The 26,498-nt window shown below is 65.9% G+C and carries 25 protein-coding genes and 1 pseudogene; 12 read left to right on the top strand and 14 right to left on the bottom strand.

Translation table 11 applies throughout. The features are described from left to right. Positions 1-65 precede the first annotated feature (65 nt). A complete protein-coding gene (locus tag SALA_RS11760) occupies positions 66-1,025 on the bottom strand; it encodes a bile acid:sodium symporter family protein (protein ID WP_041383304.1) in 960 nt (319 codons plus the stop codon). 470 nt (positions 1,026-1,495) lie between these two features. Here SALA_RS11760 and SALA_RS11755 point away from each other — a divergent pair, with 470 nt between their 5' ends. The 5 genes from SALA_RS11755 to SALA_RS11735 all read left to right on the top strand — a co-directional run bounded on the left by SALA_RS11755 (position 1,496) and on the right by SALA_RS11735 (position 6,734). Beyond that, positions 1,496-2,158: a 5'-methylthioadenosine/S-adenosylhomocysteine nucleosidase gene (locus tag SALA_RS11755; RefSeq protein WP_041383302.1), complete on the top strand. Its 663-nt coding sequence runs from the start codon at positions 1,496-1,498 to the stop codon at positions 2,156-2,158. A gap of 64 nt (positions 2,159-2,222) precedes the next feature. Continuing rightward, the gene (locus tag SALA_RS16455; protein ID WP_011542590.1) at positions 2,223-3,146 is read left to right on the top strand and encodes a tetratricopeptide repeat protein; all 924 of its coding nucleotides are present in this window, start codon (positions 2,223-2,225) and stop codon (positions 3,144-3,146) included. Further along, positions 3,146-4,075 carry a hypothetical protein gene (locus SALA_RS11745; RefSeq protein WP_011542589.1) on the top strand — a complete coding sequence of 310 codons (930 nt, stop codon included), beginning with the start codon at positions 3,146-3,148 and terminating at the stop codon, positions 4,073-4,075. Before SALA_RS16455 ends, SALA_RS11745 begins: the two co-directional genes overlap by 1 nt. 54 nt (positions 4,076-4,129) lie before the next feature. Continuing rightward, entirely contained in the window at positions 4,130-5,962 is a 1,833-nt protein-coding gene (gene typA, locus SALA_RS11740; RefSeq protein ID WP_011542588.1) for a translational GTPase TypA, read from the top strand. 214 nt (positions 5,963-6,176) lie between these two features. Further along, positions 6,177-6,734 (top strand): pseudouridine synthase, encoded by a 558-nt coding sequence (locus SALA_RS11735; protein ID WP_011542587.1) that lies wholly within the window; start codon positions 6,177-6,179, stop codon positions 6,732-6,734. 91 nt (positions 6,735-6,825) lie between these two features. On the opposite strand, the gene SALA_RS11730 is transcribed toward SALA_RS11735, so the two are convergent. Together SALA_RS11730 and SALA_RS11725 are read right to left on the bottom strand one after the other, a co-directional pair. Continuing rightward, a complete protein-coding gene (locus SALA_RS11730) occupies positions 6,826-7,437 on the bottom strand; it encodes a BglII/BstYI family type II restriction endonuclease (RefSeq protein ID WP_011542586.1) in 612 nt (203 codons plus the stop codon). Beyond that, positions 7,437-8,300, bottom strand: coding sequence for a DNA-methyltransferase (locus SALA_RS11725; RefSeq protein ID WP_011542585.1), 864 nt, complete (start codon positions 8,298-8,300; stop codon positions 7,437-7,439). Before SALA_RS11725 ends, SALA_RS11730 begins: the two co-directional genes overlap by 1 nt. A gap of 238 nt (positions 8,301-8,538) precedes the next feature. Here SALA_RS11725 and SALA_RS11720 point away from each other — a divergent pair, with 238 nt between their 5' ends. Together SALA_RS11720 and SALA_RS11715 are read left to right on the top strand one after the other, a co-directional pair. Then, positions 8,539-9,696 (top strand): hypothetical protein, encoded by a 1,158-nt coding sequence (locus SALA_RS11720; protein ID WP_041383300.1) that lies wholly within the window; start codon positions 8,539-8,541, stop codon positions 9,694-9,696. 114 nt (positions 9,697-9,810) lie between these two features. Then, positions 9,811-10,080: a DUF3297 family protein gene (locus SALA_RS11715; RefSeq protein WP_011542583.1), complete on the top strand. Its 270-nt coding sequence runs from the start codon at positions 9,811-9,813 to the stop codon at positions 10,078-10,080. Positions 10,081-10,186: 106 nt separating this feature from the next. Here SALA_RS11715 and SALA_RS11710 read toward each other — a convergent pair whose 3' ends face one another. From SALA_RS11710 to SALA_RS11700, 3 genes are all read right to left on the bottom strand, one after another. Then, positions 10,187-10,771 (bottom strand): CHAP domain-containing protein, encoded by a 585-nt coding sequence (locus tag SALA_RS11710; RefSeq protein WP_011542582.1) that lies wholly within the window; start codon positions 10,769-10,771, stop codon positions 10,187-10,189. Positions 10,772-10,975: 204 nt separating this feature from the next. Then, a complete protein-coding gene (locus SALA_RS11705; RefSeq protein WP_011542581.1) occupies positions 10,976-13,330 on the bottom strand; it encodes a putative bifunctional diguanylate cyclase/phosphodiesterase in 2,355 nt (784 codons plus the stop codon). 359 nt (positions 13,331-13,689) lie between these two features. Then, positions 13,690-15,441 (bottom strand): fatty acyl-AMP ligase, encoded by a 1,752-nt coding sequence (locus SALA_RS11700; protein WP_041384082.1) that lies wholly within the window; start codon positions 15,439-15,441, stop codon positions 13,690-13,692. Positions 15,442-15,620: 179 nt separating this feature from the next. On the opposite strand from SALA_RS11700, the gene SALA_RS11695 reads away from it, so the two are divergent. From SALA_RS11695 to SALA_RS16885, 4 genes and pseudogenes are all read left to right on the top strand, one after another. Further along, positions 15,621-16,193 (top strand): RecX family transcriptional regulator, encoded by a 573-nt coding sequence (locus SALA_RS11695; RefSeq protein WP_041383298.1) that lies wholly within the window; start codon positions 15,621-15,623, stop codon positions 16,191-16,193. A gap of 68 nt (positions 16,194-16,261) precedes the next feature. Next, on the top strand, positions 16,262-16,717 hold the full coding sequence (locus SALA_RS11690) for a DUF192 domain-containing protein (protein ID WP_011542579.1): 456 nt from the start codon (positions 16,262-16,264) through the stop codon (positions 16,715-16,717). A gap of 62 nt (positions 16,718-16,779) precedes the next feature. Further along, on the top strand, positions 16,780-17,166 hold the full coding sequence (locus SALA_RS11685) for an NADH:ubiquinone oxidoreductase subunit NDUFA12 (RefSeq protein WP_011542578.1): 387 nt from the start codon (positions 16,780-16,782) through the stop codon (positions 17,164-17,166). Further along, positions 17,166-17,552 (top strand): annotated as a pseudogene (locus tag SALA_RS16885) (DUF2155 domain-containing protein); the annotation flags it as partial. The gene SALA_RS11685 and the pseudogene SALA_RS16885, both read left to right, overlap by 1 nt. Before the next feature lie 35 nt (positions 17,553-17,587). Here SALA_RS16885 and aat read toward each other — a convergent pair. Next, on the bottom strand, positions 17,588-18,358 hold the full coding sequence (gene aat, locus SALA_RS11675; RefSeq protein WP_041383297.1) for a leucyl/phenylalanyl-tRNA--protein transferase: 771 nt from the start codon (positions 18,356-18,358) through the stop codon (positions 17,588-17,590). A gap of 5 nt (positions 18,359-18,363) precedes the next feature. Further along, positions 18,364-19,194 (bottom strand): class I SAM-dependent methyltransferase, encoded by an 831-nt coding sequence (locus tag SALA_RS11670; protein ID WP_041383296.1) that lies wholly within the window; start codon positions 19,192-19,194, stop codon positions 18,364-18,366. Between the two features lie 55 nt (positions 19,195-19,249). Between SALA_RS11670 and SALA_RS17150 the strand changes: the two genes are divergently transcribed. Beyond that, positions 19,250-19,435, top strand: coding sequence for a hypothetical protein (locus SALA_RS17150; RefSeq protein ID WP_041383295.1), 186 nt, complete (start codon positions 19,250-19,252; stop codon positions 19,433-19,435). 129 nt (positions 19,436-19,564) lie between these two features. Here SALA_RS17150 and SALA_RS11660 read toward each other — a convergent pair whose 3' ends face one another. The 6 genes from SALA_RS11660 to SALA_RS11635 all read right to left on the bottom strand — a co-directional run bounded on the left by SALA_RS11660 (position 19,565) and on the right by SALA_RS11635 (position 26,298). Next, positions 19,565-21,061 (bottom strand): CpaF family protein, encoded by a 1,497-nt coding sequence (locus SALA_RS11660; RefSeq protein ID WP_011542575.1) that lies wholly within the window; start codon positions 21,059-21,061, stop codon positions 19,565-19,567. A gap of 270 nt (positions 21,062-21,331) precedes the next feature. Continuing rightward, positions 21,332-21,589, bottom strand: a complete 258-nt coding sequence (locus SALA_RS11655; RefSeq protein ID WP_041384080.1) for an ATP synthase F1 subunit epsilon — start codon at positions 21,587-21,589, stop codon at positions 21,332-21,334. Positions 21,590-21,635: 46 nt separating this feature from the next. Continuing rightward, positions 21,636-23,177 carry a F0F1 ATP synthase subunit beta gene (gene atpD / locus SALA_RS11650; protein WP_011542573.1) on the bottom strand — a complete coding sequence of 514 codons (1,542 nt, stop codon included), beginning with the start codon at positions 23,175-23,177 and terminating at the stop codon, positions 21,636-21,638. Between the two features lie 24 nt (positions 23,178-23,201). Continuing rightward, on the bottom strand, positions 23,202-24,077 hold the full coding sequence (locus SALA_RS11645; protein ID WP_011542572.1) for a F0F1 ATP synthase subunit gamma: 876 nt from the start codon (positions 24,075-24,077) through the stop codon (positions 23,202-23,204). A gap of 85 nt (positions 24,078-24,162) precedes the next feature. Further along, entirely contained in the window at positions 24,163-25,692 is a 1,530-nt protein-coding gene (gene atpA / locus SALA_RS11640; RefSeq protein ID WP_011542571.1) for a F0F1 ATP synthase subunit alpha, read from the bottom strand. A 39-nt stretch (positions 25,693-25,731) separates the two neighbouring features. Further along, complete coding sequence (locus SALA_RS11635) at positions 25,732-26,298, bottom strand: F0F1 ATP synthase subunit delta (protein WP_041383293.1); 567 nt, start codon at positions 26,296-26,298, stop codon at positions 25,732-25,734. Positions 26,299-26,498: the final 200 nt, after the last annotated feature.

The following is a 26,498-nucleotide window of genomic DNA, read 5'->3' as shown; positions in this document are numbered from 1 at the left end:
CAGCCCTCAAGAGAGTTTCCAGGGCCGCCCGCCTATATGGCATGCGGCACTGTATTATACAAGCATTACACTGACCTTGCCCTGTTCAATTCCGGCGCGATCCACGCTGACACGACCAGCTGTGTCATATGATAAACGAGGATGGGCACCAGCACCATGCCGGCAATGGCGGGCGGGAACAGTGTCGCGGCGAGCGGCGCGCCGACCGCGATGCTTTTCTGGGCGCCCGCGAAAAGCAGGGTGATGCGGTCGGTCCGTGCAAGTTGCAGCAACCTGCCGAGCGTCCAGGCTCCGCCGAAGGCGAGCGCAAGCATGAACGCCGTTACGCCGAGGACGATGGCGATCTCGCGTCCGGCGAGTTGGTCCCAGATGCCCGCCACGACCGCTGCGGAAAAGGCAACATAGACCGCGATCGCGATCGCGGTGCGATCCATGAAGGTCGCAAGGCCGCGGTGGGCGAGGACCCGCGGACGAAGCCAGCGCTGGGCAAGCTGTCCGAGGAGGAAGGGAAGGAGCAGGATCGACACGATGCGCAGCACCGCTGCGCCATGAATCGCCGCGGCGCTGCCCGCGAGCAACGCGAAGAGCAACGGCGACAGTGCGACCCCGACCAGATTGAGCAGCGCCGCGGCTACGACGCTTGCAGCGACATTCCCGCCCGCCATCGAGGTCGCGGCGGTCGCCGACTGGACGGTCGAAGGAAGGATGCCGAGGAAGAGAAAGCCGATCGCCAGCGTCGCGGGAAGCCAGCGCGCGAGCGCCGCCTGCGCGGCGAGGCCGAGCAGCGCCATGGCGCCGAAGCAGAAGAGGAGCGCGGCGCCCTGCAGCTTCCAGTTGCGGATGCCGTGCAACACTTCGTCGCGCGGAAGGCGGACCCCGTTGAGAAAAAACAGCAGGACGATCGCCGCGGTGGAAACGGCTTCGGCGACCGGCACCGCGGCGCCGCGCACCGGCAGCAGACTCGCGAGCAGGATCGTCGCGAACAGGACGGGGACGAAACGGTCGGGAAAGATACGCGCGAGCATGGGAGAGAGCGATGACGGCCCGACGGGCGCTTGGCAAGTATGCGCCTGTGGCGCCGCCGCTCGCGAGGACGCGGACGGAGCGGCGCCGCCATCGCCCGCTATGGCACGCGATGGCACGCTTGAAGCGGCAAAATATACGGACATGCGCCCCGATACGGTCGCCTTTATGGCCCGACCTTCGATCAAACGCAGCGCCGAAGGAAACGACCGGGCGATGGCCCCTGAAACCAGTTGGCGCTTATCCCTTTGGGACAGGGGAGGGCCGGACCCCGGCCAAGGCCGGGGTTCATGGGCGTCCAAAAGTCAGGTGCTGCTCTACGATGCCCCGGAACCCGGCAGATATTTGCCCGAAAGGGATAAAGGCCAAACAGGTTCAGAGTGAGGTCGAAGGAAACGTCCGCTTGGGGTCGCAACCGGCCGCGCATACGCGAATCTTTCCCACCCGCCCGCTCCGACGCTACAGGAAACCGATGGCCCATATCCTGATTCTCGCCGCACTTCCCGAAGAGGCCAACGCATTGTTTCCGGACGTCGGCGAACGCAGCGACGATCCCTTCGCCGTCCGTCGCATCGCCGCGGATGGCCATGAGGTCGCCATCGCCACCTGCGGGCTCGGCAAGGTCAACGCCGCGCTGGTGGTAGGCGTGCTCGGCGGCGACGCTGACCTCATTATGATGACGGGCACTTGCGGATCGCTCGGCGCGCCGCCGGGCGCCTATTGGATCGCCGAGGCGTTGCAGCATGATTATGGCGCGACCGAGCCCGGCCGCTTCCGTCGCTATCGTGCGGGCGACTGGCCGATAGGCGAGCCGGGGCGGGGATCGTCGGGCGCGCATTTCGCGGCGATGGCGGATCCGGGGCTCGACCTGCCGCACGCGCGCATCGCCAGCGGCGACAGTTTCATCGCCTGTCCCGATGCCGCCGCCGATCTCACGTCGCTCGGCGCAACGCTCGTCGACATGGAGGTCGGCGCGGTGGCGCAGGCGGCGATGCGGCTCGGCAAGCCATGGGCGGCGATCAAGGCGGTGACCGACGAGGCGAATTGTGACAGCGGGGGCGCATTCCAGACGAACCTGCGCCATGCTGCCCGCGCCGCGGGGCAGGAAGTCGAGCGGTTGATCGCGATGCTTTGATCCGTTTCGCATCGGTCGCTTCTGTGGTAGACTGAGCCGTCTCCGCACCGAGGAGCGACACGCCATGCGCTACTACCGGTCATCCTTGCTTCTGCTCGCCGCCTGTGCGGCGCTGGCGGCGCCCCTCGCCCTTGCGGCGGGCGGCGGTGGCGGGGGAGGCGGCGCGCCGCCGAGCCAGAGTATCTATGACCCGACCATCGACTATCAGAAGGGCGTCGATGCCTTTGCCGCGGGCCGCTATGCCGAGGCGGCGAAAGCTCTCAAAAAGGTCGTGGCAGCCGTCCCCGCGAACCCGCAGGCCAATTATCTGCTCGGCGCCAGCCATATGGCGCTGGGCGATTTTTCGCGCGCGGTAAAGCCACTCGCAACGGCAGTGCGCCACGATGGGAAAATGGTCGAGGCGCGCCGCGATCTGGGCATCGCGCACGCGAAACTCGGCAAGGCCGGCAAGGCGGACGAGCAGTTGCAGGCACTGAAAATGATGCAGCAACAATGCGCGGGCGGCTGTGCCGATTCGGCAAAGCTTGCCGATGCGATCGCCCGGCTGGAGGCTGCGATCGCCGCGAGGCCGCAGGCAAGTGCTGCGGTCGCGCCCGATGTGCGGCCGCCATCGGCAGAAGCGCTCGACACGACCTATGTTGCGGCCGTCGCGCTCATCAACGAACATCGTTACGAAGCGGCGATCGCGAAACTCGACGCCGCGCTCTGGGCGGCGGGGCCGCACCCCGATGTGCTGACTTACCTCGGCTTCGCGAACCGCAAGCTTGGGCGTCACGACGCGGCCGAAGCCTATTATCGCGACGCGCTTGCGATCGCGCCGACCCACCGCGGCGCGATCGAATATTATGGCGAGCTGAAGCTCGAGCGGGGCGATGTTGCCGGGGCGAAGGCGCATCTGGCGCGGCTCGACGCGATCTGCGGTTTTGGTTGCAACGAGGCCGATGAACTGCGCCGCTGGATCGAGGAGAAAGTGCGATCGGCAAGCTGATGCTGCGCACCGGCGGCATTGTCGGCGCGCTGGCGCTTGCCGTTCCCGCGACCCCCGCCGCCGCGCCGCCGCCGTTCGAAATACTGCGTTGGACGGCTCCCGGAGCCGAGCTTGCCGCCCTGTCGACGCAGCCTGCGGCTTGCCTGGGCAGCGCAGCGGTGGAGGTGCAGGCCGGAGAGGCGCTGTTCAACAGCCCGCGACTGCTCGGCGGCCAGGCCGCCAAGGCCGGGCTGAGCTGCGCCGGTTGTCATGTCAATGGCCGTGACAACGCGCATTTCCTGATGGCGGGCGTGTCGGACCGGGCGGGGACGGCCGATGTTACCCACAGTTTCTTTGGAGCCGCGCGTGGCAATGGCCGCTTTGACCCCGTCACCATCCCCGATCTGGCGCGGCCGGGCAAAGTGTCGCGCGATCCGGCGGGCGGCGCGCTGGAATCCTTTGTCCGCGACTTGATTGTCGACGAGTTCGCCGGACGCGAGCCGACGCCGGCGATGCTCGCGGCACTTGCCGCCTATGTGCGCGCGATCGCGCCCTGTCCCGATGGCGACCCGCCCGGTCGACGCGCCCTCGACGACCAGTTGCGGCTGATCGACTTTGCGCTGCGCGGCGCGACCGGCATGGCGCGACGCGCCGATCCCGTCGCGGCGCGCGCGCTGCTGGCCGCTGCGCGCCACCAGCTCGGGCTGATCGCCGAGCGCTATCCGGCCCCGCCGTTTGGCGCCGAGCGACGCGAGCTTCTGGCGGCCTCGCGCGTGCTGGCCGACATGCACGACAAGGCGGCAAACAGCGATGGCTTCATCGCTGCGCTGTCCGCGTGGCGGGCGGCGTTCGAGAAGGACCTCGTGCAGCGGCTGCGCCGACGCGAAGCACGATCATTATACAATCCGGCCAACCTCGCTTTTGTTGCGCCGCAGCAGGATAATCGCTAAGGGCGCGCCCAGCCACGGCGCTGCCGCTCATCTCCACAAAAGGCCTTTTTTTCCATGTCGCTCCGCAATATCGCCATTATAGCGCACGTCGATCACGGCAAAACCACGCTCGTCGACCAGCTTTTCCGCCAGTCGGGCACCTTTCGCGACAACCAGCGCGTCGAAGAAAGAGCCATGGATTCCAATGACCTGGAGAAAGAGCGCGGGATCACCATCCTGGCGAAATGCACCAGCGTCGAATGGGGCGAGGGCGATGATGCGACGCGGATCAACATCGTCGACACGCCGGGCCACGCCGATTTCGGCGGCGAGGTCGAGCGCATCCTGAGCATGGTCGACGGCGTCATCCTGCTCGTCGACGCCGCCGAAGGGCCGATGCCGCAGACCAAGTTCGTCACCGGCAAGGCGCTCGCGCTGGGCCTCAAACCGATCGTCGTCGTCAACAAGATCGACCGCAGCGACGCGCGCGCCGCCGAAGTGCTCGACGAGGTGTTCGAACTGTTCCTGACGCTCGAGGCCAGTGACGAGCAGCTCGATTTCCCGATCCTCTATGCCTCGGGCCGCGGCGGCTATGCCTCGCCCGACCCCGAAGCGCGCGACGGCACGCTGGAGCCGCTGTTCGAAACGATCGTCCGCCATGTCCCCGCGCCGGGGCTCGACGAAAATGCGCCCTTCACCTTCCTCGCGACGCTGCTCGACCGCGACAATTTCATCGGCCGGATCCTGACCGGCCGCGTCCAGTCGGGGTCGGTCAAGGTCAACCAGCCGATCCACGCGCTCGACATGGACGGCAAGGTGATCGAAACCGGTCGCGCGTCGAAACTGCTCGCCTTCCGCGGGCTCGACCGCGTCCCCGTCGACGAGGCGAAGGCGGGCGACATCGTCGCGATCGCGGGGCTGGCGCAGGCGACCGTCGCGAACACCATCGCCGACACCAGCGTGACCGAGCCGATCGCCGCGCAGCCGATCGACCCGCCGACGCTGTCGATGCGCTTTGCCGTCAACGATTCGCCGATGGCGGGCCGCGAGGGCAGCAAGGTGACGAGCCGCATGATCCGCGACCGGCTGTACCGCGAAGCCGAAACCAATGTCGCGATCCGCATCACCGAAAGCGCCGACAAGGACAGTTTCGAGGTCGCCGGCCGCGGCGAGCTTCAGCTCGGCGTGCTCATCGAAACGATGCGCCGCGAAGGCTTCGAACTCGGCATCAGCCGCCCGCGCGTCCTCTATCAGACCGACGAGAGCGGCCAGCGCACCGAGCCCTATGAAACCGTCGTCATCGACGTCGACGACGAGCATAGCGGCACGGTGGTCGAGAAGATGCAGCTGCGCAAGGCCGACCTCACCGACATGCGCCCGTCGGGCGGCGGCAAGACGCGCATCACCTTCAGCGGCCCCTCGCGCGGCCTGATCGGCTATCATGGCGAGTTTCTGTCGGACACGCGCGGCACCGGCATCATGAACCGCCTGTTCGAGAAATATGGCCCGTACAAGGGCGTGATCGAGGGCCGCAAGAATGGCGTCCTCATCTCGAACGGCAATGGCGAAGCGGTGGCCTATGCGCTCGGCCCGCTCGAAGAGCGCGGCATCCTCTTCGTCTCGCCCGGCGAGGCGCTCTATGAGGGGATGATCATCGGCGAGAATGCCAAGCCCGAAGACCTTGAGGTCAACCCGATGAAGTCGAAACAGCTCACCAACTTCCGTTCGACGGGCAAGGACGATGCGATCCGCCTGACGCCGCCGCGGCGCATGACGCTCGAACAGGCGATCGCCTATATCGACGATGACGAGATGGTCGAGGTGACGCCGAAGAACATCCGCATCCGCAAGGCGATCCTCGACCCGCACGAGCGCAAGAAGGCGAGCCGCAAGAAGGAAGCGGCGTAAGATACAGACCGGCGGCCCGAAACGGCCGCCGGTTTTTCTTTTGAGTGCGGCGGCCCGCTTTCCTGTTCACGCGCGCCCTTTCCGCTCGCGCCTCGCTGTCCGTTCGTGTCGAGCGAAGTCGAGACACGCGAGGGCAGGCGCGTTCCAGGCGTGTCTCGACTTCGCTCGACACGAATGGTTACAGTTGGGTTTCTTGATAGCCGAGGAGGCCCGGTTGCCCCGCCTGATCCTGTTCAACAAGCCGTACGGCGTGCTGTCGCAATTCACCGATCGCGGCGGCGCGGACGGGACCGGCGGCGGGCGCGCGACGCTGTCCGACTATATCGACGTGCCGGGCGTCTATCCCGCCGGGCGGCTGGACAAGGACAGCGAAGGCCTGCTCGTCCTGACCGACGACGGCGCGCTCCAGGCGCGGATATCGTCGCCGAAGCACAAGATGCCCAAAACCTATCTGGCGCAGGTCGAGGGCGAGCCCGATGACGCCGCGCTGGATGCGCTCGCCCGCGGCGTCACGCTGAACGACGGCCCGACCCGCCCCGCGACCGTCCGCCGCATCGGGGCGCCAAAGCTGTGGGACCGCGACCCGCCGGTGCGATACCGCAAGAGCGTGCCCGACTCATGGCTCGAACTCACCATCACCGAAGGCCGCAACCGCCAGGTGCGGCGGATGACGGCGGCGGTCGGCCATCCGACGCTGCGGCTGGTGCGCTGGCGGATCGGGGGGTGGGAGATCGGGGATTTGGCGGTGGGGGCGTGGCGGGAGGTGAAATAGCCGCTGCCTAGCAGCTGTCGGCGGCCAGAAAATTTTTTGGGCGTAGATTAACAAGAAGGCGACGTTCGCGGCTATGGCGACTGGTCGGCGGTCAGGGCGCGACGCCGACCAAGATGATCGGTACCGCGGGAATGCCACGTCCCTGCCGCATGAGATTGAATAGGTCCCGCTCGTAGTAGGGAACCCCAGAAGACATTTCGCGTTCCATCGACTTCATGGGCACGACCTCGATACCGACGTCTATGTCATCGCTAATGAAGAATGACATATGTTTAACGAACAGGTCATGCGCGACAAACGCATATTTGCCGAACTGTATTTCGACCGCTACCCTATCCTTCACGAAATCGGTTTGATTGTAGGTCATAATCGGCTCAAGGCCTCGCGCCTCAATCATTTCCTTCTGCGCCTGCGGTTCAAGGGACATTATATCCCGCAATAGCGAGGTGTCCTCTGACAGCCAGTTTGTAACCCGTCGCTCGGTCCAATGATGGTCCGCAAATAGGCGCGCGAACTCTTTGTTCATATCCACTGGGGAGTATAGCAGACGCCCTTCTTTCCGAGCCTCCGCTGACGCCTTGGTCCGACAGGCTTCGGCATCGACAGCAGCTACGACGGCTTCGAGATCATCCCAGATGTGGGCTTTGTGATACTTGAGGAACTCGAAGCCGTTAAGATGAGAATAGTATTGAACGATCCTCATTAGTGCCCGCCCTTCGGCAAGCTAGGATCATAAACCGGCTTGTTCATTGGTCGAGTTTTCAAAGTTCCAGCGCGCAATGCGTGAACCCGGTGCCATGCAATGTCGACGTACTCCGATACCACGTCACAGCCATAGCCTATGCGATCGTGCATGGCAGCTGCAACGACAGAGGAGCCTACCCCCATGTAAGGATCAAATACGGCGTCACCGGGTTCAGTCAATGCCAATACTAGCCTCTCGACCAGTTCGACAGGGAACTGACATGGATGACTCGTCTTCTCGACGTGATTGGATTTGACGTTGGGAAATATCCACACATCCCCAGGATTTTTCCCAAGGGGATTGCCGGAGAGTTGCCCTGCTTTAGGCCCCTTAAAATGCTTCTTACCCGGATACTTGGCCGGAACCCGGATGGGGTCGACGTCGAAATGATAGCTATCACCCTTTGTGAACCAGAGAATGGTCTCATAGCGGCCAGACAACCGTTTGGAGCAGTGCAAGCCATGCTCGAAATGCCAGATCACCCGATTGCGTAGGTTGAGGCCGTGCTCTTTGAAAATCGGGTAAAGCACCATATCAAGCGGGAAGATTTCGCCTCGGTCAACGTGATTTCCAACCTGCCAGCAGAGCGACCCACCCTTGGAAAGCAACCGAACACACTCCGAAATTACTTGCGCTTGCCCCTTGACGTATTCTGCCAGAGGAGAGCGTTGCTCGTATGCTTTGCCTATATTGTATGGCGGCGAGGTCACGATGAGCTTCATGCTCTCGTCGGGCAGCGGGCGCATAAAAGCGAGATTGTCCTGACAAGCCATATATACCGAACGGTCCGATTTCAGCTTGGTGACGGTATTGCGGCGCATTGGTCGTTCTCCTAAGGTTCCGACCGTATAAGAATATATGGGGAACATGTCATCAGCCTTGTGGCAAGCAACATACCGATTTCGATCTATTTCCTTGGATCTTTTGCGGCCAGCTACGGCTTTGATGGGGCGTAACGCCATCCACCCTCATTCCAGAACAAACCATAAACAAAACCCTTTCCTACATTCCTCCCCTCCGTCATATCCTGTCCGGTTTTGACCGACAGGAGAACAGGATATGCAGAATCGCACCCCGATCGCGAAGGCGGCGCGGCCGCCGCTTCCCGACTTTACGCCGGTGCCGCGCAAATATCGGCACGACGGGTGGACGCCCGAGCGGCAGAAGGCCTTTATCGCCGCGCTCGCCGATACGGGGTCGGTCAGCCGCGCGGCGGCGATGGTCAATATGGCGCAGACGAATTGCTATACGCTGCGCCGCGCGCCGGGCGCGGAGAGCTTTCGGCGGGCGTGGGAGGCGGCGCTCGATTTCGGGGTCGCGCGGCTGAAGGATATTGCGTTCGAGCGCGCGATCGACGGCTATCTGGTGCCCGTCTTTGTCGCGGGCAAGCTGATGGGATTCCGGCGCAAGCATAATGACGCGCTGCTGATGTTCTGCCTGCGCCATTACGGCCAGGATGCGGGGGGCAAGCGCACGACGATCAATTATTTCTCGACGCGGGCGAGCGCGGGGGCGGCGGCCTCGGCGGGTCGCGTCGAAGCGCGGGGTGCCTCGACTTCGCTCGACACGAACGGGAACAGGGAGAGCGACGCGCGCGGGAAAGGGGGGATCGACGGGAGCGGACCTGCGGGAGGCGCGGGGGCGGCGGGCGCGATGGCCGAGGCGTCGACCACGACGGTGCGGACGGTGATCCATGGCGGCGTCTCGACGGCGCTCGGGACGCATGGCGACGCGCTCGTGGCACAGGATGCGGCGGCGGGGCTGATCGAGGGGTTCGAGGGGATGGAACTCGACGAACAGGCGCGGGCGGAGATCGATGCGGCGCTGCTCGCGCTCGCCGCGCGGCAGCGTGCGAGCGATGCCGCGATCGCGGCGGGCGGCCCCGACGCGATCGCGGCGCAGCTGGGCGACCCCGCGGTGCCGCTGGTGCGGCTGGACGCGCTTGCCTCGCCCTATCACGGGCCGTTGCAGATCGGCGAGGATCGGCCCGACGCCGATCCGGTGCAACGCTTTGGCGGCGAGGCGGGCTGGGTGGCGGCGGGGGGCGATATTCCCGAAGTGTATCGCGAATGGATCGCGGCCGCGGAGGCCGAGGGGCGGCCGGTGCCGGCGGTGCCGCTGACGGCGTCGCCGGGGGGCGCGGACGACGGGGTGGCGATGGTGAAGAAGCGGCGCTCGTGGCGGCAGGCGCGCAAGGCGAAGGCGGCGCCGACCTGACCGGCGCGTCGGCGGGGGAACGTCGCGCAATCCGTGCGGTCCGCGCGCCTTCGCGATTGACGATGGCGGTCAGGTGCCGCTAGGGCCGCGCATCATTTTCCTGGAAAGTTGCCCATGACCGATACGCCGCCCGACCGCCTGTCGACCAACCCGCGCTCGCCCCATTTCGACCTGGAGGTGCTGCAACGCGGCATCGGCATCCGCTTCAAGGGCAAGGAGCGCACCGACGTCGAGGAGTATTGCATCTCCGAAGGCTGGATCCGCGTTGCCGCGGGCAAGGCGAAGGACCGCTTCGGCCAGCCGATGACGATCAAGCTGGCGGGCGAGGTCGAGGCCTGGTTCGAGGATGTCGCGGGCGAGGAGGGCGCGCCCGCCGCCGACTGAGGCGACTCAAAACTCCCCGCGCTCTAAAAGCAGAAACCACCCGGAGCGGCGGGCCGCCCCGGATGGTTTCGTCGCTCGTCGAGCCCCTGGAGGTGGGGGGGAAGGCTCAGTTGCCGAGCGAGGCGGCAACGAGCGCAAGGCCGTTGCCGGGTTTCCAGTCATTCGTTGCCCAGACGGGCGCCTTGAAGCTGGGCGCCGGGGTCGTCCCGCCCGCTTCGCCGCCCGCATAGATGAAGCCCTGCACCGGATTGGCGCGCAGGCCAAGGTCGCCGATCGGGGCGTACCAGACGCGCACCAGGCTCCAGTCGCCTGCGTCGCTGACGTCGACGACGCGAACATCGCGCTCGATCTGGCCGCGGCGGCCATTGATCGGCGACCAGTTGGCATGGTCGATCAGGATTTCGCGGTCGCCGACGATCTTCTTGACCACCGCGACATGACCCATCGGCATCCCGCGCGTGCCCGCAAAGGCCATGACCGCACCCGGCCGCGGTTCATTGCCGCGCGCATAGCTTCCCGCCGCCTGCGCCCACCAGGTCCTGGCGTTGCCGCGGATGTCGACGCCCGATTCGGCGCGCGCGAAGGGAACGCATTGCAGATAGGATTGCGCCGCGGCGGGAGCGCCGGCGAGCAGCCCGGCGAGCGTCATCGCCGACGCGACGGCGGCGTTCAGAAAGCGGCGTTGGACCATGGATTGCGACCCCCGGGGCTTGTTCTCAAGCGTTGGGGCGTCTTTGCCACGCCCGGCGGCGTCCACCACCCGTCGAGCGACGAGCCGCGCCGCAGATGCGGCGGACCGGGGAACCTTTTGGCAGGACATTCGATTCGTCGTGCGGAGTATTCGGCTGGCCGCGCAAGGCTGACGGCGGCCCCGCCTTCGCGGGGGCGACGATCGTCACGCCGCGGCGATCGCCACGTCGTCGGGGCGGCGGAACAGCGTCAGCACATCGCTCGCGGGCATCGGGCGCCCGTAATAATAGCCCTGGATGTTCGAGCAGCCGAAGCTGCGCAGCGTTTCGACCTCGAGCTCGGTCTCCGCACCCTCGGCGGTGGTCGACATGCCGAGGCTGTCGGCGAGCGCGACGACCGCGCGGATGATCGCGATCGATTCGATGCTGCCCTTCGCGGCGCCGACGACGAAGCTGCGGTCGACCTTGATCGTCGAGAACTGGGTCTTGCGCAGATAGCCGAGCGAGGAATAGCCCGTCCCGAAATCGTCGAGCGACAGCCGGATGCCCAGCCCGATGAGCTGGTCGAGCAGCTGCGCCGCGCCGCCGCCGTCGCGCAGGAAGACGCTTTCGGTGACTTCGATCTCCAGCCTTTGCGGCGAAAGCCCGCTCTGTGCGAGCGCCGAAACGACGACCGAGGCGAAGCTGGGATCGGTGAGCTGGTCGGCCGACACGTTGACCGCGACCTTCAGGTTCGACGGCCATTTCATCGCCTCGTGGCACGCGGTGCGCAGCACCCATTCGCCGATCGGCGAGATGAGGCGCGCGTCCTCGGCGATCGGGATGAAGCGGCCGGGCGAGACATTGCCGAGCTTGTGGTTGGTCCAGCGGATCAGCGCCTCGAAGCCGTTGAGCGTGCCGTCGGCGGCGGTGACGACGGGCTGGTAATAAAGCTCGAACTCGCCGCGTTCCAGCGCGCCGCGCAATTCCTGCTCCATCACGCGCCGTTCCTCGGCCTGCGCGTGGAGCGAGGCGACATAGGCGGCGACGACATTGCCGCCGCGGTCCTTCGATTTATAGAGCGCCAGGTCGGCGTTGCGGGTGAGCGTCTCGACCGTCGCGCCGTCGGTCGGGCCGATCGCATAACCGACGCTGGCGCCGACGAACAATTGATGATTGTCGACGACATAGGGCCGGCTGATCGTCGCGATGATCCGCTGCGCCAGATCCTCGGCGACGGCGGGCGAGGAGAGATTGTGCAGCACGACGGCAAACTCGTCGCCGCCAAGGCGGCCGCAGGTCATGCCGCGCTCCATCAACCCTTTGAGGCGCGCGGCGACCTGCGCGAGCAATTTGTCGCCGACGGGATGCCCCAGCGTATCATTGACCGCCTTGAAGCGGTCGAGGTCGATCATCAGCAGCGCGCAGCGCGACTTCGCCTCGATGGCGCGGGTGAGCGCCCGCGCGAGATCCTCGTTGAGGCTGAGCCGGTTGGGCAGACCGGTGAGATTGTCGAATCGCGCCATCCGGGCGATTTGTTCGGCGGTCGCGCGCTGTTCGGTGACGTCGGACCCGACCCCGCGAAACCCCAGAAACCTGCCCGATTCGTCGAGCCGCGGCGACGCCGACAATTCCCACCAGCGCGGACGACCGTCGATCGACACGGGAACGATCAGGTTCGAGAAGCTCTCGCGCCGCTTCATCCGTTCGGCCATGTCGTGCAGGCTCTTGGGGAACAGCCCGGTTTCCCAAGCGTCGCCCGACAGCGCCTGCAGCAGCGGAATGCCTTCAAGCCCCTCGGCGGTGCCGCCGAGCGCATAGGCGAGGCGCGGCGAGACGTGGACGAGGCGGCGGTTGCTGTCGGTCTGCCACAGCCAGTCGGCCGAGGTTTCCTCGAACTCGCGCAGCAGCAGGCTGACCGTCTCGCTCTTTTCGTGCAGCGTCTCTTCCGCGCGGCGCGAGCGGATATGGATTTGCGCGAAGCGGACGCAGAAGGCCGAAAGCAGGATGCCCGCGACGAGCGTGACCGCGGCGATTTCCGGCGCGCCGGCAAGCCCCAGCGCCGCTGCCGCCGACAGCGAGACAGGCATGATGAACAGGGCGCAGGCGAGCGGAACGCTGTGCGCGACGATCGCCAGCGTCAGCATCATCAGCACCGCGATCGTCCACATCGACAATATATGGTCGACGCCGGGCGCGAGCCCCTGAAGCCAGAAGGGCAGGCCCCAGAGCAGCGCCGAATAGAGCGCGTGCCGGTTGCACATGCGATATTCGGCGCTTCCCGGAAGTTTCGGATCGCCGAGCGGCAGGTTGCGGAACCGGCTGTAGGACCACAGGCTGAAAAGCAGCGACCCGGCGAGCCAGCCGCCCGCGACCGGCAGCGCGACATGGTGGAGCATCGTCAGAAAGGCGACGAGCGCCATGCCGATGCCCATCGCCAGACGCAGCGATCCGCGGCCGCGAAGCGGCGCGAGCTGAAGCTGGTGGAGGTTTCCGATGTCCTGATCCCGCGGCCCCAGCCCCAGCAGGGTCCGCGCGGGAATGACGTCGGCGGCAGTCAGGTCGGTCGGCAGGCTTTTCACCCGCCCCGTGTAGCGGGTGCGGGTTACCCGAAGGTAACCATCGGACCGTCTGGCCGCGAATAGATGTGCCGGGCGGGGACAGGATGGAGGATTGCGTGGGAAGGACGGGTTTTGGGTGGATTCCTGCCGTTCCTGCCGTTCCTCCCCGGAACGGGGAGGGGGACTATGCGAAGCATGGTGGGGGGCACCCCCGGATTATCTTGCCGGTGAGGTAGCGTGCCTCAAGCTGGTTTCAGGACAGACCGGCCCTTTCGGTCGAGTGCTGCGTAAACCGCCTGTACCGCTCCACCACCCTGCGGGTGGTCCCCGTCCCCCGACGGGGGAGGATCGCTTCAGCTCGCTACCGGGCGGTCCCGCCCTTATGCCGCAATGGCAAAGGGCTGGATTTCCCCGGCAAGATATTGCGCGCGCGCCTTTGACCGGCTCAATTTGCCCGAGCTGGTGCGCGGCAGGGTACGCGGCGGGATCAGTTCGACGAGGCAGTTCATGCCGGTGATCGCGCGGACGCGCTCGCGAATCGTCTCGCGCAGCGCGGCGCGTTCGGCATCGTCGCTGGTGCGGCACTGGACGAGCACCGCGGGGGTCTCTTCGCCGCCCGGCGTGGTGATCGCAAAGGCGGCGATGTCGCCCGACTTGAATCCCGGCAATTGTTCGACCGCCCATTCGATGTCCTGCGGCCAGTGATTCTTGCCATTGATGATGATCATATCCTTGGCGCGGCCGACGATATAGATATAACCGTTTGATATATAACCCATATCGCCCGTGTCGAGCCAGCCGTCCTTCAGGCAGGCCGCGGTCGCTTCGGGATCGCGGTAATAGCCCGTCATCAGCGACGGGCCGGTGCACCACACCTTGCCGACCGTCTGGTCGGGGAGCGGATTGCCCGCCTCGTCGCGGACCTCGATCACCATGTCCTTCACCGCCTTGCCGCAGTTGACGATCGCGCGGTAACGGGTCGGACGGCCGCTGTCGTTCGCGGCGCCCGACAGTTCGGTTTCCTCGACCAGTTCGACGACGATGCCCTCGCCCGGCGGCATGATGCTGACCGCGAGCGTCGCTTCGGCCAGGCCATAGCTCGGCAGGAAGGCGCTCGCCTTGAACCCCGCATCGGCAAAGGCGTCGACAAAGGCCTGCATCACGTCGGGACGGATCATGTCGGCGCCATTGCCCGCGACGCGCCATCGCGACAGGTCGAACCGGTCGGCGACATGGCTCTGGCTGGAGATGCGGCGCGCGCAAATGTCATAGCCGAAGGTCGGCGAATAGCTGAGCGTCGTGCCCTGGTTGCGGCTGATCAGGTCGAGCCAGGCGAGCGGGCGGCGCGCGAAATCCTCGGTTTTGAGATAGTCGACCGACACCTGATTGGCGACGGGGGAGAGCAGGCAGCCGACGAGCCCCATGTCGTGATACCAGGGCAGCCACGACACGCAGCGGTCGCTGTCCTGCAGTTTCATGCCGTGCGAATGCGCCGACAGATTGTTGAGCAGCGCGCCGTGCGTCACCGCCACGCCGTGCGGGAAGCGCGTCGAGCCGCTGCTATACTGAAGATAGCAGGTCTCGTCGGTCTTTTGCGCGGGCAAGTCGGCGACGGGGGCCGCGCGTTCGGCAAAGGCGGTCCAGTCGAGCGGCTCGACCCCGCGCTGCTCGGCCGCCTCGACCGCCATCGCGGCGATTTCGGGCGGGAAAAACAGCATTCTGGGGTCGCAGCTCGTGAGCTGGACGACGAGCTGGCCGACATAGGAGTCGCGCCCGCCGAAACTGGTCGGCAACGGCAACGGCACCGGCCAGGCGCCGGCATAGATGGCGCCAAAGAAGAGCGCGGCGAATTCGGGGCCGGTTTCGGCGATCAGCGCGATGCGATCCTGCGGCTTCACGCCCGCGGCGATCAGGCGATAGGCGGCGGCGAGCGCGTCGGCGCGCAGCTCGCTATAGGGATAGGCGCGTATCAGACGCCCGCGCGGATCGTGGAAATTGAGCCCGCGCGTGCCGCTCGCGGCATAATCGAGCGCCTCGCCGACGGTGGCGAAGTCGGAAAAACGGCGCGGCTGGGCGCATTGGGTCGGCGTCGGCACGAGCGTGTCGGCCGAAGCGGCATGATTTTCGGTCATAAGGGGTGCGACGTCCCTCGATTCGGGGCGCGCGGCAACAAGCATGTCATCCTTTTGTGCCATGAAGCGTGCGCGGACCCTGTGTTGTTTGAACAAATCGCCCATATCCGGGCTTTGGTGCCCGATATGGCGCTGTTGATCGTTCTCAATCGGGCCCGACTGTGGCACAAACATGGCACATGCCCAAGCATCCTGCTCCCTTCGACCGATCGAAAAGACCGCTCGGCGCAGCGAAGCTCGACGAACTGGCGCTTGCCTATGTCGCGCGATTCGCGACGAGCCGCGCCAAGCTGCTGCGCTATCTCGCCCGAAAAGTGCGCGAATCCGAATGGATGGACGAAAGTGACGCCATGGCGGCGTGCGAGGCGGTCGCCGACCGGATGGAGCGTTTGCATTATCTCGACGACCGCCAATATGCCGCGATGCGCGCCGGCGCGATGACGCGGCGCGGGCTGGGAGTGCGGCGGGTAAGGGCGCAGCTTTACGTCGATGGAATCGCCGAGGCGGACAGCGGCGAAGCGATCGAGGCGGCCGAGAGCGCGGCGGTCGCGGCGGCGATCGGCTTTGCCCGGCGGCGGCGTTTGGGGCCTTTTGCCGCACGCGGGCTCGATGACCCCAAGCTGCGCGAACGGCAGGTCGCCGCTTTCGTGCGCGCGGGGCACAGCCCGGCGCTGGCGCGGCATATCCTTGGCGTGGCGCCGGGCGACGCGGACGCGCTGGCGGCGCTGGACGCGGGGGCGGCGCTCGATTAGCTCCTATACTCCGCATCGGGCCGTCATCCCGGCCTTCGCGGGATGACGAATATAGGCTGGAGTCCTTTATGCGTATCATTCTGACCGCCCTCGCCCTGTCGCTTGCGTTGCCGATGGCGGCGTGCAGCCACGATGCGAGCGAGGCGGAGCATGCGGCGACGACCGTGGTGACGATCACCATGGCGGGCAAGGCGCACCGGTTCGATGTCGAGGTCGCGCGCAGCGATGCGGAGCAGAAACAGGGGCTGAAGTTCCGCACCGGCCTGCCGGCGAACGGCGGGATGCTCTTTCCGTTCGAAAAACCGCGGATCGCGAGTTTCTGGATGCAGGACACGCTGATCCCGCTCGACATGATCTTCATCCGCGCCGACGGCAGCATCGACCGTATCGCCGAAAACACCATCCCCGGCTCGCTCGAACCCGTCGCGAGCGGCGGCGAGGTGAGCGCGGTGCTCGAACTTGCGGGCGGCACCGCGGCGCGGCTGGGGATCGACGAGAGCGCCAGCGTGACGTGGACACAATAGGCGGCAATTCGGCGAGCAATTCGCTTGCGAAGGCCGCACCCTTGCCTGTAAACGCCGCAGCCATGAGCATCCTGGGCAAGATTTTCACCTGGTGGGACGGCGCGACCGTCGGCACGCTGCTGAACAGCTGGGCGCGCGGCGAAAAGGTCGGCGAGGACAGGCTTGGCAACCGTTACTACCGCGCGAAGAAGGGCCATCGCCGCTGGGTGATCTATAAGGGGTCGAACGACGCGAGCCGCGTGCCGCCCGAATGGCACGGCTGGCTGCACGGCACCTTTGACGAGCTTCCGGCCGACGTCTTGCCCGCGCCGCGCGCGTGGGAACGCGAACCGACGCCCAATCTGACCGGCAGCGCGGGCGCCTATCGCCCTGCGGGCGCGCTCGAACGCGGCGGGCGCCGCGCCGCCGCCACCGGCGATTATGAGGCCTGGCGGCCCGGCGCCGACTAATGCCGCGCCGCGTCTGGATCGTCCTTGCCGCCGGGGCGGCGCTGGCCGGATGCGACCGCTCGCCCTCGAACGGCAGCAAGACCGTCCCGACGGCGATGAAGTCGGAGCGCGTTCCCGCCGAAATCGGCGGCATCGAGGGCGCAACCCCGATGGCGGAGCGCGTCGCGGTGCTGGGGCTGCTCAACAAGCGTAACGGGCTGGTGCGCGAACTGGAGATGAAGCCCGGCGAATCGGTGCGCGAGGGACGCGCGATCGTGCGACTGCGCGCGTGCGAACAAACGGCGCCATGGGAAGACCCCCCCGAAACCGGCGCCTTCGTCCAGCTTTCGGTGCAGGATCAGCGCGACGACAAATGGCGCCGCGTCTTTTCGGGCTGGCTTTTCCGCGAGCGGCCCGACCGCAATGTGATCGAGCATCCGATCTATGACGTGTTCGTCAAAAGCTGCACAATGACATATCCCGGCGGCGAGCCGGTCGCGCGCCCGTCGGCCGCGGCTGCGGCGCCCAGGGCATCGAGCGCGCCCCAGTCGCCCGCGACGAACGGCGGCGAGGGGGGCGAAAGCCCTGCCGCACCGGCACCGGCGCCGGAACCGGCGGCCACCCCGGCGCCGTCGCCCCCGGCCAATACCGAGTAAAGCCGGGCCAGATAATCGGCCTGGCGGATCTCGATCGCGCCGAGGCTGGCGAGGTGCGGGGTGAGGAACTGGCAGTCGAGCAGTTTCCAGCCGCCGGCGATCAGCCGCGCGACGAGGTGGGCGAGCGCGACCTTCGACGCATCGCGCGCGCGGCTGACCATCGATTCGCCGAAAAAGGCGCGGCCGAGCGTCACCCCGTAAAGCCCGCCGACCAGTTCGCCGCCCTGCCAGCATTCGACGCTGTGCGCGTGACCAAGGCGGAAGAGCCGGTCGTAGCTTGCCTTGATGACGGGGTTGATCCACGTCGTCGGCCGGTCGTCGGCGGACTCGGCGCAGAGCGCGACCATATCGGCAAAGGCGGTGTCGGTGGTGACGCGGAACCGCTCGGCGAGAATCGCTTTCCGCAGGCTGCGCGAGAGGTGAAAACCGTCGAGCGGCAGGATCGCGCGCAGCCGCGGCTCGACCCAATGGACCGACGGGTCGTCCGCCCCGTCGGCCATCGGGAAAATCCCCTGCGCATAGGCGCTGAGCAGCAGCGCCGGATCGATGGAGGCGATCGGCTTCAGCGTGCGGGCTTCACGAACTTCAGCGTCATGCGGTCCGATTCGCCGATCGCGACATATTTCGCGCGGTCGGTCTCCCCCTCGCGCAACACCGGCGGGAGCGTCCAGACGCCCTTTTCATAATCCTTGGTGTCTTTGGGATTGGCGTTGATCTCGCTCTTGCCCGCCAGCTCGAAGCCCGCGGCCTCGGCAAAGGCGATGATCGAGCTTTCCTTCATATAGCCCGATTTTTCCTCCTTCGCGGCGTCGTCGTCCTCGTTCAGCCGGTGTTCGACGACACCGAGCGTGCCGCCGGGCTTCAGCATCGCGAAAATCTGTTTGAAGGCGTTGGCGGTATTGTCGGCGCCGCCGAAGCGCCAGTTGTGAACGTTGCGGAAGGTGAGCACGACATCGGCGCTGCCGTCAGGCACTTTCGGTCCCGCGCCGGTCGCCGGAAACTCCGCAAGCCTGAGCGCGCCATAGGTCGCCGTGTCGGCCGCCTGCTTTTCCCTGATGCGAGCAAGCCCGCGTTCCCACGGCGCCGCGACATAGAGCGTGCCGCCGCCCGCTTTCGTCAGCGGCGCGAGGATTTCGGTGTACCAGCCGCCGCCCGGCCACAGCTCGACCACGGTGTCGCCGGGCTTCACGCCGAAAAAGGCGAGCGTTTCTGCTGGGTTGCGATATTTGTCGCGCTCGATATTCGCGGGGGTGCGCGTCGGTGCGGCGACCGCGGCGGCGATGGCGTCATGGCCGTGGTGCGCGGCGTGGCCGCCGCCATGATGGTCGGCGAGGACGGGCGCGGCGACGGCGAGGGCGATAGCATTACTTGCAACGAGGATCAGCGAACGCATATGGGCAACCTCTCTTTTGGGGGACTTCTCCCTGTTTGCGAAGGTGCGCGCGGCAATGCAAGTGTCGATGCTGTCGGTGGCGATTGGCGCAGCGGCGCTGTTCGGCGTCGCCGAGGTCGCGAACTGGCGCCGCAACAACCGGCGCGATGTCGACAAGGTGGGTTTCATGCCGTGGCGCGGGATTGCGCTGGCGTCGGCGGGGGTTGCCCTGTTCGCGGCGGCGCTGGCGTTGAAGCCGTAGGGTCAGGACCCTAAGCGCCGTTCACTCTGCGTCATTGCGAGGAGCGTAGCGACGAAGCAATCTCCAGCTATCGGCACTGAACGACCGATAGCTGGAGATTGCTTCGCTCGGCTCGCAATGACGTCGAGCTCAAAGACACGCCTCCAGATAGGGCTGATCGAACCCGTATTGCCGCGCTTTTTCGAGCGTATAGGGCCTGAGGCCCATCGAGCGATATTCGCCGACGATCTTGCCGTCCTTGTCCTCGTCCAGATATTCGAACTTGAACAATTCCTGCGTGACGATGACGTCGCCTTCCATGCCGATCACCTCGGTGATGTTGGTGACGCGGCGCGAACCGTCGCGCAGGCGCTTGATCTGGACGATCAGGTCGACCGAATCGGCGATCTGTTTCGAGATGGCTTCCTTCGGAATCTTGATGTCGCCCATGAGAACCATGTTCTCCATGCGGCCGAGGCATTCGCGCGGGCTGTTGCTGTGCAGCGTACACATCGACCCGTCGTGACCGGTGTTCATCGCGGCGAGCAGATCGAAACATTCGGCGCCGCGAACCTCGCCCATGATGATGCGGTCGGGGCGCATACGCAGCGCGTTTTTGACGAGGTCGCCCATATGGATCGCGCCATTGCCCTCGAGGTTCGCGGGGCGCGTTTCGAGCGGCAGCCAGTGCGGCTGTTGCAGGCGAAGTTCGGCGGCGTCCTCGATCGTCAGCACGCGCTCGCCGGGGTCGATCATCTTGGAGAGCGCGTTGAGCATGGTGGTCTTGCCCGAACCCGTGCCGCCCGAAATGACGATGTTGAAGCGGCTGGCGCCCGCGATTTTCAGCGCGGTACACATTTTCTGGCTCATCGCGCCCCATTGGCAGAGCATGTCGAGCGTGATCGGCTTGGCCGAGAATTTGCGGATCGAGATGGCGGTGCCGCGAAGCGAGAGCGGCGGCACGATCACGTTGACGCGGCTGCCGTCCTTGAGGCGCGCGTCGGCGAGCGGCGTCGTCTGGTCGACGCGGCGGCCGACGAGGTTGCAGATGCGCTGCGCGATCTGGAACAGATGCTGTTCGTCGCGGAACTGGATCGGCGCTAGGACGAGCTGGCCCTTGCGCTCGACATAGGTTTGATAGGGGCCGTTGACCATGATGTCGCTGATGTCGGGATCGGCGAGCAACTCCTCGAGCGGGCCGAAGCCGAGCAGCTCGTCGACGAGCACCTTTTCGAGCGCGAATTGTTCGCGGCGATTGAGCGTGATGCGCAGTTCGGCGAGCACTTCGAGGATGATCGGACGGAACTCTTCGGTCAGCTCGTCCTTGCTGAGCGTCGCTGCGGCTTCGGGGTCGACGCGCTCCAGCAGGCGCGGCAGCACCTGTTCCTTGATCTTGTGGACGCTCGCCTCGAACCCTTGCGCCTTTTCGGGCTCCACCGCCTCGGCGGTCGAACGCTGGTTCAGCCGTTCCATCGCCTCGCCTTCGGGTGACAGGTTCGACGGCATTTGCGGAATGTCGATCGCCGGCGGCGTTTCGATCGCGGGGAACTGCGCGCCGCCGGGCACACCCGGCCCACCCTGCATCGGCTTTGCCACGCCAAAGGCGGGGCGGCCAGCGGTTCCGGGTCGGCGTCCGAATGCACTCATTCGCTTTGTCCTGTTCTTTCAATTCCAGCGGGAGCATCGCCGCAACCGGCTGACGCACCCCCATCCGACAGGGTGAATAAATCGGAAACTTTGACATTGTCCTAATGCGCGCGGGCGAATGCGACGGGCGGGTTTTGCGCCGTGCCGATGTCCGCTTTGGGGTGGGGAGCAGCCGCTATTCGCACGGGGGCTGAATGGCTGTTCGCCAACGAAAAAGCCCGCATCCGGCGGGGATGCGGGCTTTCTATCGCCGTGGACGGGCGAAAGGGATCAGCCGGCGATATGCTCGGCGAGGACGGTGAGGCCCGCCTCGTTCACTTCGGCAAAGCCGCCTTCGACTTCGATCACTTCGGGCGCGGCGCCCGCCGCCGCATAGATGGTCAGCGGGCCGTTGCGCAGCGTCGCCATGAAGGGCGCGTGACCTTCGAGCACCGAGAAATCGCCCTCGGTCCCCGGCACGGTGACCATATGGACGTCGGCGGACCGCTCGAGGCGGGCGGGGGTGACGAGTTCGAACTTCAGGGCCATTTTCTTCATCCTAAAGCCCTCTCCCCTGAAGGGGAGAGAGCCATTATTACGCCTCTTCGGCGAGCTTCGCGGCCTTGGCGACCGCTTCGTCGATGCCGCCGACCATGTAGAAGGCCGCTTCGGGCAGATGGTCATATTCGCCGTCGACGACCGCCTTGAACGACTTCACCGTTTCCTCGATCGGCACGAACTTGCCGGGAATGCCGGTGAAGACTTCGGCGACGTGGAAGGGCTGGCTGAGGAAGCGCTGGATCTTGCGCGCGCGGGCGACGACCAGCTTGTCCTCTTCCGACAGCTCGTCCATGCCGAGGATCGCGATGATGTCCTGCAGCGACTTGTATTTCTGCAGCGTTTCCTGAACGCGGCGCGCGGTTTCATAATGTTCCTGACCGACGATCGCCGGGGTGAGCACGCGGCTGGTCGAATCGAGCGGATCGACCGCGGGATAGATGCCGAGTTCCGAAATCGCGCGGCTGAGCGTCGTCGTCGCGTCCAGGTGAGCGAAGGAGGTTGCAGGCGCCGGGTCGGTCAGGTCGTCCGCGGGGACGTAAATCGCCTGCACCGAGGTGATCGAGCCCTTGGTGGTCGAGGTGATGCGTTCCTGCAGCGCGCCCATGTCGGTCGACAGCGTCGGCTGATAACCCACCGCCGAGGGAATACGGCCGAGCAGCGCCGACACTTCCGAACCCGCCTGGGTGAAGCGGAAAATGTTGTCGACGAAGAAGAGCACGTCCTGCCCTTCCTGGTCGCGGAAATATTCGGCCATGGTGAGGCCCGAGAGCGCGACGCGGGCACGCGCGCCCGGCGGTTCGTTCATCTGGCCGAACACCAGCGCGACCTTCGACCCGTCGGGGGTCGGGTTGCCGTCGGCGTCCTTGGCGATGACGCCGGCATCGAGAAACTCGTGATAAAGGTCGTTGCCTTCGCGGGTGCGTTCACCGACGCCCGCGAACACGCTGACGCCGCCGTGACCCTTGGCGATGTTGTTGATCAGTTCCTGGATGAGCACGGTCTTGCCGACGCCCGCGCCGCCGAACAGGCCGATCTTGCCACCCTTGGCATAGGGCGCGATCAGGTCGATGACCTTGATGCCGGTGACGAGGATCGACGCTTCGGTCGACTGGTCGACAAACTCAGGAGCCTTGGCGTGGATCGGCGCGGTCATGTCGCTGTTCACCGGACCGCGTTCGTCGATCGGCTCGCCGATGACGTTGAGGATGCGGCCCAATGTCTGCGGCCCGACGGGGACCGAAATCTGCGCGCCGGTGTCGCGCACCGGCTGGCCGCGGGTCAGGCCGTCGGTCGCGTCCATCGCGATGGTGCGGACGGTGTTCTCGCCGAGGTGCTGCGCGACTTCGAGGACGAGGCGGTTGCCATTGTTGTCGGTTTCGAGCGCGTTCAGGATCGCGGGCAGTTCGCCGGTGAACTGGACGTCGACGACGGCGCCGATGACCTGCGCGATGCGGCCGGTCGCGGCGCCGACGGGGGCAGCGGCCTTGGGAGCGGCGGCCTTCTTCGGCGCAGCAGCCTTGGGCGCGGCGGCCTTTTTGGCGGGAGCCTTCTTTTCGGTGGCGGGTGCGGTTGCCATGGTCTTTTCCCTTGCTTGGATAGCTTAGAGCGCTTCCGCGCCAGCAATGATTTCGATGAGTTCGGTGGTGATCGCCGCCTGGCGCGTGCGGTTGTAGATGATGGTCAGCTTGTTGATCAGCTCGCCCGCGTTGCGCGTCGCATTGTCCATCGCGGTCATCGACGCACCCTGTTCGGACGCGGCGTTTTCGAGCAGGCCCTTGAAAATCTGGATGGTGACGTTGCGCGGCAACAGGTCGGCGAGGATTTCTTCCTCTCCCGGCTCATATTCGACGGCGGCGCCGCTCGATGCAGGCGCTTCGGCGGGCGGCGGAACCGGGATCATCTGCTGCCCCGTCGCGATCTGAAGCAGCGCCGAGCGGAACTTGGAATAAAAGAGATGCGCGACATCGAAGGCGCCGGCTTCGTAAAGCTCCATCACCCTGGCCGAGATTTCGCTCGCCTGGTCGAAGCCGATGTCGCGGATGCCGGTCGTGTCATATTGCTCGATGATCTGGCCGGGAAAGAGACGCGCGATCACCGGGCGGCCCTTGCGGCCGACGAGGTAGAAGAGAACCTTCTTGCCCTGCGATTGCAGTTCGAGCGCCTTGTCGCGCGCCGCCTTGACGATGTTCGAGTTGAACGCGCCGGCAAGGCCGCGGTCGCTGTTGAGCACGACGAGCAGGTGGGTGTCGCTCTTGCCGGTGCCCGACAGCAGCTTCGGCGCCGAATCCGACGCACCGACCTTCGACGCCAGGCTCGCGACGACGCCCTCGAGCCGCTCGGCGTAAGGACGCGCGGCCTCGGCCGCCGCCTGCGCCTTGCGCAGCTTGGCGGCGGCGACCATCTTCTTGGCCTTGGTGATCTTCTGGGTCGATTTGACCGAGACGATCCGCCCTTTGAGTTCCTTCAGACTGGCCATAAGTCCCGTCTTTACCCTTTAATCTGTCATCCCGGCGAAGGCCGGGATCTCACCGTCGAGACCCCGGCTTTCGCCGGGGTGACGATTATGCGAAAATCTTGGCGAAGGCGTCGAGCGCGGCGACCAGCGCCTTCTTCGTGTCGTCGCCCAGATCCTTGCTGTCGCGGATCGCCGCCAGCACTTGCGGGTGGTCGCTGCGCAGATAGGCGAGCATCGCCGCTTCGTAGCGCGACACGTCGGTGGTCGCGACAGTGTCGAGATAGCCGTTGGTGCCCGCGAAGATCGACGCGGTCTGTTCCTCGAACGGCATCGGCTGGAACTGCGGCTGCTTCAAAAGCTGGGTCAGGCGCGCGCCGCGGCCCAGCAGTTTCTGCGTCGAGGCGTCGAGGTCCGAGCCGAACTGCGCAAAGGCTTCCATTTCGCGATATTGCGCGAGTTCGAGCTTGATCGAGCCCGACACCTTCTTCATCGCCTTGGTCTGCGCGGCCGAGCCGACGCGGCTCACCGACAGGCCGACGTTGATCGCCGGGCGGATACCGGCGTTGAACAGGTTGGTTTCGAGGAAGATCTGGCCGTCGGTGATCGAAATCACGTTGGTCGGGATGTACGCCGACACGTCGCCCGCCTGCGTTTCGATGATCGGCAGCGCGGTGAGCGAGCCCGAACCATTGTCGCTGTTCATCTTGGCCGCGCGCTCGAGCAGGCGGCTGTGCAGATAGAAAACGTCGCCCGGATAGGCTTCGCGGCCCGGCGGGCGGCGCAGCAGCAGCGACATCTGGCGATAGGCGACGGCCTGCTTCGACAGATCGTCATAGACGATCACGGCGTGCATACCGTTGTCGCGGAAGAACTCGCCCATCGTGCAGCCGGTGTAGGGCGCGAGGAACTGGAGCGGCGCGGGTTCCGACGCGGTCGCGGCGACGACGATCGAATATTCCATCGCGCCATTTTCTTCGAGCTGGCGGACGATCTGCGCGACGGTCGAACGCTTCTGGCCGACGGCGACATAGATGCAATAGAGCTTCTTCGACTCGTCATCGCCCGCGTTGGCGGCCTTCTGGTTGATGAAGGTGTCGATCGCCACGGCGGTCTTGCCGGTCTGGCGGTCGCCGATGATCAGCTCGCGCTGGCCGCGGCCGACGGGGACGAGCGCGTCCAGTGCCTTGAGGCCGGTCTGCACGGGTTCGTGGACCGAGGTGCGCGGGATGATGCCCGGCGCCTTCACCTCGACGCGCATCCGCTTGTCGGCCTTGATCGGGCCCTTGCCGTCGATCGGATTGCCGAGGCCATCGACGACGCGGCCGAGCAGCCCCTTGCCGACCGGGACGTCGACGATCGTGCCGGTGCGCTTGACCTGGTCGCCTTCCTTGATCGCGGCGTCGCTGCCGAAGATCACGATGCCGACATTGTCGGCTTCGAGGTTGAGCGCCATGCCCTTCACGCCATTGGCGAATTCGACCATTTCACCGGCCTGGACATTGTCGAGGCCGTGGACGCGGGCGATGCCGTCGCCGACCGAGAGCACCGAACCGATCTCGGTGACCGTGGCGTCGGTTCCGAAATTGGCGATCTGGTCCTTGATGACCTTGCTGATTTCAGCGGCGCGGATTTCCATTATTCAGCCTTTCATCGAACACATAGGGCGTACGGGCTTTCAGCCCTTCATCGCCTGCGCGAAGCTATTGAGACGGGTACGGATGCTGCCGTCGATCAGCTGGCTGCCCAGCTGGACGACGAGGCCGCCGAGGATGGCGGGGTCGACGGTGGCCGCGACGGTGACGTCGCGCCCGACACGGGATTTGAGGTTGGCGGTCAGCGCGGCGAGCTGATCGGCGGTGAGCGGATGCGCGCTGATGACCTTCGCGGTCACTTCGCCGCGGTGATCGGCGACGATCGCATCGAAGGCGTCGATCATCTTCGGCAGATCGGCGAGGCGGCGGTTTTCGGCGAGCACGCCGAGGAACTTTGTGGTCAGCGAATCGAGCTTCAGCGCCGTCGCCACCGCGGCGATGGCGTTCGCGGCGTCGCTGCGGCCGACGACGGGGCTGGCGATCAGCGCCGACAGGTCGGCCGATTCGGCCAGGCCGGCCCTGAGCGTCGCGAGGCTCTGCTGGACCGCGTCGATTGCATTCGATTCGCGCGCCAGATCGAACAGCGCGCTGGCATAGCGGCCCGCGAGGCCCGCCGTGATGTTGCCCTGAATGCCGCCGGAATTATCCACGCGCGAAAGTCCTTTTCTTCGATCCCGAGGGGGATGGTTGCGCGGATTCGACCGGCATCCGAAAATGCCCCCGCTGCAAAGTCGGGGCGCGCGTAGCAACGATTTTGGCGCAATGCAAGGCGGGGGTTGGGGACGCGTTTCGCGATCCCGCGCCGGTTTGCCCCCCGCCTTCGCCGGGGCAGGCTCCAGGCTTGTCGAAG

The sequence above is a fragment of the Sphingopyxis alaskensis RB2256 genome (assembly GCF_000013985.1).
Classification (GTDB): Bacteria; Pseudomonadota; Alphaproteobacteria; order Sphingomonadales; family Sphingomonadaceae; genus Sphingopyxis; species Sphingopyxis alaskensis.
This window is presented reverse-complemented; position numbering and strand designations above follow the sequence as displayed.

Coding starts and splice junctions, on each gene's coding strand:
- atpA (WP_011542571.1), bottom strand. CDS start 25,692: ATGGAAATCCGCGCCGCTGAAATCAGCAAGGTCATCAAGGACCAGATC.
- SALA_RS11730 (WP_011542586.1), bottom strand. CDS start 7,437: ATGAGGATCGTTCAATACTATTCTCATCTTAACGGCTTCGAGTTCCTC.
- SALA_RS11710 (WP_011542582.1), bottom strand. CDS start 10,771: ATGGTCCAACGCCGCTTTCTGAACGCCGCCGTCGCGTCGGCGATGACG.
- SALA_RS11645 (WP_011542572.1), bottom strand. CDS start 24,077: ATGGCCAGTCTGAAGGAACTCAAAGGGCGGATCGTCTCGGTCAAATCG.
- SALA_RS11660 (WP_011542575.1), bottom strand. CDS start 21,061: ATGAGTGCATTCGGACGCCGACCCGGAACCGCTGGCCGCCCCGCCTTT.
- SALA_RS11685 (WP_011542578.1), top strand. CDS start 16,780: ATGAGCATCCTGGGCAAGATTTTCACCTGGTGGGACGGCGCGACCGTC.
- SALA_RS11655 (WP_041384080.1), bottom strand. CDS start 21,589: ATGGCCCTGAAGTTCGAACTCGTCACCCCCGCCCGCCTCGAGCGGTCC.
- SALA_RS11720 (WP_041383300.1), top strand. CDS start 8,539: ATGCAGAATCGCACCCCGATCGCGAAGGCGGCGCGGCCGCCGCTTCCC.
- SALA_RS11745 (WP_011542589.1), top strand. CDS start 3,146: ATGCTGCGCACCGGCGGCATTGTCGGCGCGCTGGCGCTTGCCGTTCCC.
- SALA_RS11700 (WP_041384082.1), bottom strand. CDS start 15,441: ATGACCGAAAATCATGCCGCTTCGGCCGACACGCTCGTGCCGACGCCG.
- atpD (WP_011542573.1), bottom strand. CDS start 23,177: ATGGCAACCGCACCCGCCACCGAAAAGAAGGCTCCCGCCAAAAAGGCC.
- SALA_RS11690 (WP_011542579.1), top strand. CDS start 16,262: ATGCGTATCATTCTGACCGCCCTCGCCCTGTCGCTTGCGTTGCCGATG.
- typA (WP_011542588.1), top strand. CDS start 4,130: ATGTCGCTCCGCAATATCGCCATTATAGCGCACGTCGATCACGGCAAA.
- SALA_RS11715 (WP_011542583.1), top strand. CDS start 9,811: ATGACCGATACGCCGCCCGACCGCCTGTCGACCAACCCGCGCTCGCCC.
- SALA_RS11755 (WP_041383302.1), top strand. CDS start 1,496: ATGGCCCATATCCTGATTCTCGCCGCACTTCCCGAAGAGGCCAACGCA.
- SALA_RS11695 (WP_041383298.1), top strand. CDS start 15,621: ATGCCCAAGCATCCTGCTCCCTTCGACCGATCGAAAAGACCGCTCGGC.
- SALA_RS11670 (WP_041383296.1), bottom strand. CDS start 19,194: ATGCGTTCGCTGATCCTCGTTGCAAGTAATGCTATCGCCCTCGCCGTC.
- SALA_RS16455 (WP_011542590.1), top strand. CDS start 2,223: ATGCGCTACTACCGGTCATCCTTGCTTCTGCTCGCCGCCTGTGCGGCG.
- SALA_RS17150 (WP_041383295.1), top strand. CDS start 19,250: ATGCAAGTGTCGATGCTGTCGGTGGCGATTGGCGCAGCGGCGCTGTTC.
- SALA_RS11760 (WP_041383304.1), bottom strand. CDS start 1,025: ATGCTCGCGCGTATCTTTCCCGACCGTTTCGTCCCCGTCCTGTTCGCG.
- SALA_RS11725 (WP_011542585.1), bottom strand. CDS start 8,300: ATGCGCCGCAATACCGTCACCAAGCTGAAATCGGACCGTTCGGTATAT.